Source organism: Mucilaginibacter sp. (assembly GCF_036383575.1).
Classification (GTDB): Bacteria; Bacteroidota; Bacteroidia; order Sphingobacteriales; family Sphingobacteriaceae; genus Mucilaginibacter.
Genome location: NZ_DASVOB010000673.1, coordinates 1 through 11427, shown reverse-complemented (window position 1 = coordinate 11427; position 11427 = coordinate 1). Strand labels below are relative to the sequence as shown.

Annotated in this window: 7 protein-coding genes; 1 reads left to right on the top strand and 6 read right to left on the bottom strand. The window is 43.0% G+C overall.

All coding sequences use genetic code 11. From position 1 onward, the window contains the following. Positions 1-172: 172 nt before the first annotated feature. From VF500_RS23535 to VF500_RS23515, 5 genes are all read right to left on the bottom strand, one after another. The gene (locus tag VF500_RS23535) at positions 173-1834 is read right to left on the bottom strand and encodes an altronate dehydratase family protein (protein ID WP_330862013.1); all 1662 of its coding nucleotides are present in this window, start codon (positions 1832-1834) and stop codon (positions 173-175) included. 44 nt (positions 1835-1878) lie between these two features. After that, positions 1879-3231, bottom strand: a complete 1353-nt coding sequence (locus VF500_RS23530; protein WP_330862012.1) for an alpha-L-fucosidase — start codon at positions 3229-3231, stop codon at positions 1879-1881. Between the two features lie 12 nt (positions 3232-3243). Beyond that, a complete protein-coding gene (locus tag VF500_RS23525; RefSeq protein WP_330862011.1) occupies positions 3244-3576 on the bottom strand; it encodes an L-rhamnose mutarotase in 333 nt (110 codons plus the stop codon). Between the two features lie 367 nt (positions 3577-3943). After that, positions 3944-6367: an ABC transporter permease gene (locus VF500_RS23520; RefSeq protein ID WP_330862010.1), complete on the bottom strand. Its 2424-nt coding sequence runs from the start codon at positions 6365-6367 to the stop codon at positions 3944-3946. A 148-nt stretch (positions 6368-6515) separates the two neighbouring features. After that, positions 6516-7391, bottom strand: coding sequence for an AraC family transcriptional regulator (locus VF500_RS23515; protein WP_330862009.1), 876 nt, complete (start codon positions 7389-7391; stop codon positions 6516-6518). Positions 7392-7524: 133 nt separating this feature from the next. Between VF500_RS23515 and VF500_RS23510 the strand changes: the two genes are divergently transcribed. Next, a complete protein-coding gene (locus VF500_RS23510) occupies positions 7525-8793 on the top strand; it encodes an outer membrane beta-barrel protein (protein ID WP_330862008.1) in 1269 nt (422 codons plus the stop codon). 287 nt (positions 8794-9080) lie between these two features. Here VF500_RS23510 and VF500_RS23505 read toward each other — a convergent pair. Then, positions 9081-11427 (bottom strand): outer membrane beta-barrel protein (locus VF500_RS23505; RefSeq protein ID WP_330862007.1); only part of this gene is annotated, 2347 nt, incomplete at its 5' end.

Sequence of the window (11427 nt, the reverse complement as noted above, 5' to 3'; positions counted from 1 at the left end):
TGGGCAAGTGCGATTCCCCTCTTGAGAGGGGTGTAGGGGTGTGTTTCTGCTTTGATACTCGCTTGCATAACACACCCCTGCTAACGCTCTTTCCCATCGCGCCCCCTCTCAAGAGGGGAATTAAAAAACTTTTATCGCCGTTGTTGGTGTTGTCACCAACAACTCACCGATCCTATAGAGACACTCCTCTCTTCCACGGAATAAAATCATCCTGGCCGAGTTTTACTGATTTCGGTTCCGCCTCGCCGCTGGCTACTTTTATTACGTAATCCAGGATCCGCTCGCCGGCCTGCTGGATAGTTTCGGAACCTTCAATGATGGTACCGCAGTTGATATCGATAATATCGGGCATGCGCTGAAACATTGCCGTATTGGTTGATAGCTTGATAACCGGTGTAACAGGGTTACCTGTCGGCGTACCCAAGCCGGTGGTAAACAATACGATATTGGCGCCTGCTCCTACTTCGGCTGTGGTACTTTCCACGTCGCTGCCCGGGGTACATAATAAATTCAAACCAGGTTTAGTTACCTTTTCAGGATAATCCAAAACCGCAGTCACTGGTGATGTACCGCCTTTTTTTGCTGCCCCTGCCGATTTAATAGCATCAGTGATCAATCCATCACGGATATTTCCCGGCGAAGGGTTGGCATAAAAACCGGAACCATCGGCTTCGGCGCGAGCATTGTAAGTGGTCATGAGGTGCATGAAACGGTTAGCCGTTTCTACATCGATACAACGATCGCTCAGCTCCTGCTCCACTCCACAAAGTTCCGGAAATTCTGAAAGGATCACCGAGCCGCCCATGGTAACCAGCAGATCGGACAAATAGCCCAACGCCGGGTTTGCCGAAATGCCCGAAAAACCATCCGACCCCCCACACTCCAAACCAACACAAAGTTTTGATAAAGGTGCCGGCTGACGGGTAGTTTCATTGGCTTTTACTAAACCTGCAAAAGTTTGCTTTAAAGCCTGTTTCAACAGTTCGCTTTCGGTACCTACTTTTTGCTGTTCCAATACAACCAGCGGTTTGCTGAAATTAGCGTCACGTTTGGCAATTTCATTTTGTAAAATGCTTACCTGTGCATGCTGACAGCCTAAACTTAATATAGTTGCACCAGCCACGTTGGGATGCGTGATATAACCTGCAATCAATCCGCAAAGTGCATCAGAGTCTTCACGTGTACCGCCGCAGCCCAGGCTATGACTCAGGAATTTGATCCCGTCGATATTTTTAAATAAACGTTTGGCGTTTGGCTTATCTTCAGTAGCCTGGATATCAGCATTCAGAATTTCTTCAACCGATTTACCCGCCTGGTAAAGTTCCATTAGCTGCTCAACATCACCTTCGTAGCTTTTGGCTTTTTTATAGCCCAGCTTATCAACCAAAGCTTCTTTAAGCACGTTGATATTCCTGTTTTCGCAAAAAACAAGCGGTACTACTATCCAGTAATTTCCGGTACCTACTGACCCATCGGTACGGTGGTAGCCCATAAAGCTTTTGCCGTCAAAATTCCCTGTATCTGGCTGGTGCCATTGTAATTTGCGCTCTCCTAAATGAAAACCTTCGGCGGCGTGGTGTACGTTTTCGGTGGTTAACAAGCCCCCCTGCGGTATAGTTGACGATGCTTTGCCAACCAGTACGCCGTACATGTAAATTTCCTTCCCTTCGGGCAACTCATTGATCGCAAATTTATGCTTGGCTGCCACTTTATCTACTAGTGTAAAAGTTTGTCCATCAAACGAGATAACGGTACCCTGCGGCAGGTCCTGAAGGGCTACCAGTACGTTATCATGCGGATGGATCCTTAAATATGTTTCTTTTTGTGTTGACATTGTATATGATCGGTCCCTTTTTAGTAAGGACAATATTTTTTTGCTTATTGCTGAAGCGTGAGTTCAATTACCGGAATTTCGTAATTCGGTTTCTTTGCCGGTAAAATTACTTCCAGGTCATCCCCATTAGTTTCTTTATATAAAAGCTCCGAGCTATCGTTCAAAAACTGCGCGTATTTGATCTTGCCTTTATATCCGGGCAGTATCAGTTTCCCCTGCGGATAGCTGAACAATTGTACATACAATTTACCGGCTGCTTTGTTGTAAGTAAGTTTGGTTCCTTCAGGTATTTTATAGGCATCGGGAGCGTAAGTACAATTGTAAATAGATTTACTGTTGGCATGCATCCAGTAAGCCAAACTATCCAGCGCATTGTTAGCGCGGTAATCAAACTCGCCGCGCGCAGTTGGCCCAACGTTCAGGATCAGATTGCCGCCATTACTTACCGAAGTAATTAACAGGTCGAGCAACTGACGGTGGGTTTTCCAGGTATTTTCATCCCGGTAGTATCCCCATGAACCTGAAAATGTTTGGCAGGTTTCCCAGGTTTTGCCTCGGTATTTAGCCAGTTCGGCAGTACTTACCTGTTCAGGTGTTTCAAAATCAGCACCGTCTTTATATTCTTCCAGGTTCAGACGGTTATCTACAATAATACCCGGCTGTAGCTTCCTGATCAGTTTAAGCAGTTCAACTGATCCCCACTCGTCTTTACCTTTACCATGTCCATCTTTACGAGGGAACGAGAAATCAAGCCAAAGAATATCAATTTTGCCGTATTTTGTTAAAAGCTCGGTGATCTGATCGCGCATGTACTGGCGGTATTTGGCCATATCTCGCCCTTTGTTCAGCTTAGCGTACGATGCATCACTTTTATCAGCAGGAGACTGCGGGTGGATCTCATCAATAGTATATTGCGGGTGGTGCCAGTCTAACAGCGAATAATAAAAGCCCACTTTTAAACCCTGTGCGCGGAAAGCGTTCACATACTCGCGCACCAGGTCGCGTTTAGCCTTGGTATTTGGCGCCTTGTAATCGGTAAATTTTGAATCGAACAGACAAAAACCTTCATGATGCTTGGTGGTTAACACGGCATATTTCATACCGGCTGCTTTGGCTTGCTTAGCCCATTTTTGCGGATCGAATAGGTCTGGGTTAAACTGGTCGAAATATTTCTGATAACCGGCGTTGTCAATTTTTTCGTTGTGCTTTACCCATTCGTGGCGGGCAGCCTGCGAGTACAGTCCCCAGTGAATGAACATACCGAAACGGTCGTCCTTCCACCATTCCATGCGTTTATCTTTTTGGGCATCGGTTTCGGTGCCTATCATCTTTTGTGCAAATACCGATGGGGCCATCAGCAATACAAACATCAGCAGTAATTGTAGTTTTTTTAGCATCGCTATTCTTTTTTATAATGAGAAAACTTTATCCATTAAAACCCATTTGGCACCCACTGGCGCATTTTTTACCGGCGACTGGTAGCCCCACATCAAATCTTCCCACTCCTGTACTTTAGGGTTTGCAGCGTCAATAGCTGCCGATTTCTCGAAGCTGAAAGTATCATCCACTTCCATGATCATGACCATGCGGGTATCGAAACGGTAGATCTCCATATTGGTGATTCCCTTGGCAACAATGCTGTCATGAATTTCGGGCCAGATGGCTTCATGGTGTTTTTCATACTCGGCAATGAGTGCCGCGTCGTCTTTCAGATCGAGGGTTAAACAGTATCGTTGGCTCATAGAATAGCTCTCAAAAAAGTTTATATCGGTAATACAAAGAAATAAGGTTTGAGGCTAAATAATTATCGAAAATTAAACAAAACGTTCAACTATTTTGGCATAGGACCGCTGATTGATTTGATTACGCTGATTGCGTTGATTTTGAACCTTGATTTTTAGGATTAGAGGATTACCGTGATATTGTCTGAACCGGGATTTGGGGGGATTAGTCGGATGAACCGGATTTTACCGGAGCTTTGTCTGAACTCGAATTTATTGAATTAAAGAATTTATTGAATTTGCTTAGCATTCTGTTAATTCCTTAATTCAATAAATTCGAGTTCAGACATCATCCCAACAATCCTCTAATCCTAAAAATCATGGTTCATTATCCATCATTCCTCAACGAACTCGTCGGGTTAGCCAATGCAGCTCTGAAGGTTAAATAAAACGTAGTTGCCACCGCAATTGCCACCAGTGCGAAAACCGGCACAACAAATTGCCACCATGTTAACTGCACCCTGAAGGCATAACGGTTAAGCCATTGGTTAATGAAAATATATGCCAGCGGGATTGCCACAATACTTGATATAAAAATGAGCTTTACCACATCCCAGGTAAGCAGGGAGATAATATTTTGCACCGATGCGCCGAGCACTTTACGTACGCCGATCTCTTTGGTACGTCGGGCAGCCGAATAGGCCGTTAAACCGAACAGGCCAATGCAGGCAATAAATATAGCCAGAGAAGCAAACAGCGTAAATACGTGGCCAAACTGGGTATCCTGGGCATATTGTCGGTTGTAAAAATCGTCAAGGAAAAAGAAATCGAATGATGATTCGGGGAAGGTATTATTCCAGGTAGCCTTGATATTATCGACCATCTGGCGCATATTGCCTCCATTTACTTTTATCGAGATATAATCGGCCGGGATCCATGGCAGTTTGGGATCCATGAACAGCACAACCGGCGTATATTTTTTTTGAAGCGATTGCTGGTGATAGTCTTTTACTATACCGATGATCTCGTTGGGTTCTTTATCTAATGTTTCAATCCAAACCTTTTTGCCTACGGCATCCTGCGGCGATTCAAAGCCGAACTGTTTTACAGCAGCTTCGTTCATCACTAAACCAACAGAATCTGCCGGGCGACTTTTATCAAAAGCCCTGCCGGCTATTACCTGCAAGCCATAAGTCTTAATAAAATCGTGATCGGCACGGAGCATTTCATAAGTGCGCTCTTCCGATTTAGGAGCGCCGAAACGCCTGTCAGCTAAAAATTTTCCTACCTCCTTGCCCGGCACTGCGCCGGAAAGCGTCACAGCTTTAACACCTGCAAAGGCTTGTAGTGTAGTTTTAAAACTGGCTGTTTTTTGATTGTAGTTTGGCGTGTTAACCGGCATTTTCACCACAATGGTTTGATCAATATTCACCCCGGTATTTTGGCTGTTCATGTAAACTATCTGCCGGTAAACCGCAAAAGTACCTGCAATGAGCAATACCGAAGCCATAAACTGGAAAGCTACCATTCCGCGGCGCATAAGCACGCCGCTTTTTGAAAAAGCAAAGCGCCCTTTAAGTACCGCTATCGGCTTCATCCGAGCCAGCACCGTTGCCGGGTAAATACCCGAAAGCAGGATACTGCCAATAAAAACAGCCGCCAGTTTTAGATACAAAGCGCTGTCGAACAATAAGCCATACGAACCTTCGCCATATAAATAGTTCATGACGCCATAATGCCCGGCTAATACCAGTACTAAAGCTATCACCAGGGCAGCCAGATTAATGATAACCGATTCGGCAAGGAACTGCATGATCAATTGCGGTGCATGTGCGCCGCTCACCTTCCGTATGCCAACCTCTCTCGCCCTGTCTACCGATTTGGTGGTAGCCAGGTTGATGTAATTGATACAGGCAATCAGCAGGATAATATAGGCTATGATACTCAGAAAATCTACCGCAAAGCGATTGCCTTTCACCTCAATTTCGTTGGGTTTGGCTGGGTTAAGATGGATGTCCGCAAGCGGAACCAGTCTTATCGTCCATTTAAGGTCTTTTAAAGAAAGACCCGTTTTATAGCGCTCGGCCAATGCCGGGAATTTGGCTTCAACCGTCGCCGGGCTTGCGTGGGGCTTCAGCTTTACAAACGTGTAACTTTCATGCAGGTACCAGAAATCCTTTTCAAACTTAGGGATGGTAGCCCATGATACCAGGAAGTTGAACTGCATAGTTGAGTTAGCCGGCAAATCTTTAAACACCCCGGTAACCATACAATGATAACTATCACCGAGCGTGGTTATATCTAAAAACTTGCCCATCGGCTCATCATTACCAAAATACTTTTTAGCAGCCGATTGAGAAATTACTATCGAGTTAACTTCATTAAGGGCAGTAAGCTTATCACCCTTAAGCATCGGGTATGCAAAAAAGTTAAAGAAATTGCTGTCGGCAAAGCAAACATGTTCTTCCCTGAATTTGATGTTATTGTATTTAACAACCCGCTCCGCATTGTGCCAGTCGATACGGGCGTACGATTCAATTTCGGGAAAATTGGCTTTCATGGCGGTTGCGTAGCCGTTGGTGCTGGTTGGCCAGCTGTCGCTGAGGTTATCGCCACGGTAAAACTGGCTCTCAACCCGGTAAATATTAGCCGCATCTGGATGCATCCTGTCGAAACTCTTCTCAAAATTCACATAAGCGAATATTAATATGAACGCCGCCATGCCTAAAGCAAGCCCGATAATATTAATGAACGTATAGGTTTTGTTTTTGACAAGGTTTCGCCAGGTAACAAGCAGGATATTGCGGATCATATTGTAAGAGGTTGAGGTTTACAATATAGGGATATTATAGTAAAATGTCATTGCGAGGAGGCACGACGAAGCAATCGCACGGAAGCACAGCCGCCCTGTATAGTATGCGATTGCCACGCTATCGCTCGCAATGACATTTTTTTTATTGCTATCCCTTCTTCGTAAACTCTTTCTGATACATCAACGGACTTTTACCGGTTACCTGCTTAAAATGCTTGTGAAAAGTAGAGAAGTTATTGAACCCGCTGTCGTAACAAAGCTGTTTGATGTTGAGCTTATTTTCGATGAGCAGTTTACATGCGTAGCCTACTTTTATTTCGATCACAAACTGTGAGTAGGTTTTGCGGGTTTTTGATTTAAAGTAGCGGCAAAAGGAATTGGCGCTTACGCCTGCTATATCAGCAATTTCCTCCAGGTATATCTTTTTACGGAAGTTACGTACCGAGTATTCGTAAATATTATTGAGCCTGTCGCTTTCCGACTCGTTATGATCGTACTTAAAACCTATAGAAGTTAAATAATTAAGCGGCGAACTACCTGCTATGGTATTCAGCGCTTTTAGCAGCATGATGATCCTGTCGGCACCATCGGTATTGAGCATGGAAGCTAAAATGCCGGCCACCTGTTTCTTTGTTTCGCCGTTTATCTGCAAACCTCGCTTTGAGCGCTCAAGCAATACCTTGATCAGCTTGTTTTCCGGGAGCTGAAGAAACTGATCGCCCCAAAAGTTTTCACAAAAATGCACCACGATGGTATCAACCGGCACCTGGTCGCTACCGTTATTAAAGTACATATCGTCAAAGCGCCAATAGTGCGGAAGGTTTGATCCAACCAGCACCATATCGCCGTCTTCAAACTGTTTAATGCTATCTCCTATAAACTGCGTCCCGCCCCCTTTTGTGAAATAAATGAGCTCCAGTTCGGGATGGCAATGCCAGCGATTATTGATATCCGGTAATACGTCATGCCTTACGCTAAAGGAATGCGCCGGATCGGCAGAAACTTTGAGTAAAAGCGGTTTCATTCAGTTTTATTTACAAACAACGGGCTAAATGTAGTCAAAAACTGTAAAAATTGCTTATTTTCTTAAGAAAGTATAAAGTTTATATTTTTTTAACATTATATTCAGCTACCAATTAAACTCAAACCAACTCACAATGAAAATTAAGCATTTACTGCTATTAGTACCACTTCTGTGTCCTTTTCTTTTAAAAGCTCAAAGCAATTTCAAACCCGGTTATGTTGTTACTATTAATGGCCAAACTATCCAGGGGGTTATTAACGAAAAAGAGTGGGATGCCAACCCAACAATTATCAACTTCAAAACCTCGTTGAACGGGGCCGAAGTAAAAAACTATACGCCAAATGATATTGTATATTTTGAAATAACCAACTCGGTAGCATATCAGCGTTACAGCGGTTTTGTTAGTACCGACGAAACAAATATTTCAAGATTGTCGCGAGGCCGCGATTCAAGTAAAAAGCAGGACGTTATATTCTTAAAACTGCAGCAAAAGGGACCTAATGTATCTTTGTACTCCTATAACGACGCGATTAAAATGCGGTATTTTATAGCTGACAATAAAGCCGGCAAAACCTTTGAATTGTTATTTAAACAATATTTTATTCCCGACATGGGCCCCGTTACCCACGTCGAAAATGAATTCATACCTCAGTTATATGATCTGGCCACAAAATATAACCCTTCATCAGTAGAGCTAAAACAAGAAATTGAACAGGGCAGCTATAAAACCCCTGTCTTGAGGAAAATATCGAGAATGATAAACGACATGGCTGTAGACAATATGCACTATGAAACTCCATCATCCTTTGATTTCTTTGTTGGCGCAGGTGTATCCGCCAGTAAATTTAAATTCGGGGGCGAATTGCCATTTCGCAATGCCAACGACAGTAAAACAACGTATGGCCCAACATTCTCGGCAGGTGTTAACTTTTACACAAATGCAAAAATAGGGAGGGCAGTATTCAGAGCCGAACTGATGTATTGGACAAGTTCTAACGAAACAATGGCCGATCTCTATTACGGTCAGCCTGATAAGCCAAAAATAAAATATCACTTTGATCAGCGTAATATAACTGCCTACCCGCAATTTATTTATTACTTATACAACACTAATGCAATCAAATTTTATGGTGGTATAGGCGTAACTGTAAGTTTTGCCAAATACACTCAGGTAATCAGTTCGACAAGTACATCAGCCTCAAATAATAACTTATTATCGTTCGATAAAAATTGGCTGGGGTTTCCGATAAGAGCCGGTTTAATCATCAACAAAGCGTTTGAGGTCAATGCCTCTTATGCAATTCCTACAACGATAAATAGCGGCGATAAAATATCAGGAAATTATTCAATTAAACAAAGCAGTTTTAAAGCGGGAATAAATTATCATTTTTCAATTAATTAAAAGATAATGTATTAACTGCTTAAGCATTATTAATAACTCATAATATTAATAAGAGAATAAAGAAAATAAACAATATTTAATTAAAATCGTAAATATCATAAAACCCCGGTTGGTGCATTAACGTATAATTAATAAAAAAAGGGGCGCTCCGTATCTCACCCCGGAACGCCCTGTAGTTATCTGATGATAACATCAACTAAATCTCAGATCATCATGTTGTTTGATCTGACTCACCATCTTTCTCAGGGATGGGAAGGTTTTTAATATTTTATGAACCTTGCCGTTCTTTAAAACGGTGTCGGTCCGCCGGGGCCGCCGCCCGGAGGTGGACCACCTGGTCCGCCGCGTTCCTGGGTTGGCCGCTTACCGGCAAATTTCTGTAGTTTAAGCGTAAAGGTTAACAGGTAGTAACGGCCCAAACGGTTACTGTTGGTTTGAGTGATGTAGCTACCGTTTTGAGTAGTGGTATACCCGGTATTTTCATTAAACACATCCATTACCGAAAAACGCAGCGTACCGGCGTTGCCTTTCAAAAAGCGGCGTTCCACATAAGTATTCAATATATTGGGATTGGTAGCACCGGTATAGCCATAATAGATCATTTTTGAATAATCATAGCTCAAAGTCCAGTCTTTAAAATAGCTTTTGCCGTTAACACCCAGGTTAAGGGTTTGGAAGTTGCTGTTAACGTTTGCCTGTTTAATAGAATTGCTTGACGTATTAACACTATAAGTAGTGCTTGCTTCGGCATCAATAACATCAGTAATGCTCACCCTGAAGCGCGCGCCTTGAGATAACACCAGATTTTTGGCTATATTTTTCTCGGTTGTCATGTTATAGGTAGCAGAGTCGACATTACTTATATATGAGACGTTGTTATTGTACGAAATGTTACCGATCATGAACAAATTATATTTTCTTTTTTCCCAAGGCTTGGCAAACACGTAAAATCCCTGTGCCGAATAATACCCATCGGCATTTAAATACTGGGTTAAAATACTCCCGGCCAGCTTACTATTAGGCGCATAATTTTTAGGGTAGGTAATGGTATTGGCTACTATTTTATTATCCGTTTTAATGAACGACAGGTTGCTGAAAAACACATTACCGCTTTCAAAATTGAACTTATTGTACTTTAAAGATAGCGTGTTATTAAACTCTGGCTTCAGATCGGGGTTACCTTGAACCGGGTATGATGCATTACTGAAATCAGTAACCGGCTGTAATTCCGTATAAGTAGGCTGGTTGCTGCTGCCGTTATAATTTAAACTAAGTGATTGACTGCGCGAAAAGTTATAGATAAACCTGGCAGTAGGTGCCCAGTTAAATGTGTTGTTATTGGTTGTAAATGGTGTGCCATCAACTATCGACGATCCTTTTAACAACGTTGGCTGTGCTACTACACCTAAAGTATAGTTATATTTTTTGTCGATAAAGCGATAGTTAAGCCCGAACCTGTTGGTAACAAAAGTTGAATTATAGTTATTGCTCAACAAATCGTATCGGTTGATATTTCCGTCATCCGCAAGGGTATCAGTAGCCCTGTCAGCAGTGGTGTAGGCGTAGTGGTAAGCATAGTTAAGTTCCAGATAGCCTTTCTTGCTGATAGGCTCCATGTACGATACTGTAGTCCCCACGCTGTCGGTACGGCTATCGGTATTGATGAACTGGTTTAATGGTGCATTACGGGCACCATCAATATAAGTGTAAACCGGGTTTTGATATTTATTAATGGTGTAACTGCCCGCGCCAACATTTACGCTGAAGTTACGCCCATGACTATTAAGCTTGTGGTTAAACAACACATTAACACCATAATTGGGTTCGGTTGATTTACTAAGGTTTGCGAGGCTATAGTTCGATACCGTTTCCGAATTTCTGAGCAGCAAGCTTGTAGCATCAGATGTGGTGTTGGTGCTGGCATAAGCATATGTTGGGGTGATCTTTACATAATTCATAGTATCGGGTTTATACTCGATATTAAAGTTAACCCGGTGGTTCAGCTTTTCGTCCTGCTGGTTATTGGTTTGCGTATTGGTACTTGGGTTGGTTGACGAAAGGTTATTTTGAATAGTACTACTGATGGTGTTCACCGAATTATCGGCAAAGCTGTAGCTACCATAAGCGGTAATTTTCTTGCCCCAGCTATCGCGATAATTGAAACCGAACGACCGTGCTGTAGTGATCCCGTTTGATGAACTGCTGTTTGATCCCGGAGGGCCACCCGGGCCGCCACCCCTCGGACCACCGCCACCGAAAGTAAACAGGTTGGTATTGGTGTTATTCAGGTTACCTAAAAATGCCAGCTGCCTGTCGCCGCTAAAGCTAAACACATTGGCCGAAGCTACATACCTGTTACTCTCTTTATCACTTGATACACCCGGAATGGCATCACGACCACCACCTAAGCTGGCCTGTCCAAAGTATCCGTAGTTTTTATTTTGCTTAATGGTGATGTTCAATACCTTATCAGGCTCTCCCGTTTTTATACCGGTAATATTGGCCTGATCGCCATAATCATCAATGATCTGGATGTTTTGCACAATATCAGCAGGTAGATTTTTAGTGGCTGTTTTAACGTCGCCTCCAAAAAAATACTTTCCGTTAACACGCACCTTGGTAACACTTTTACCC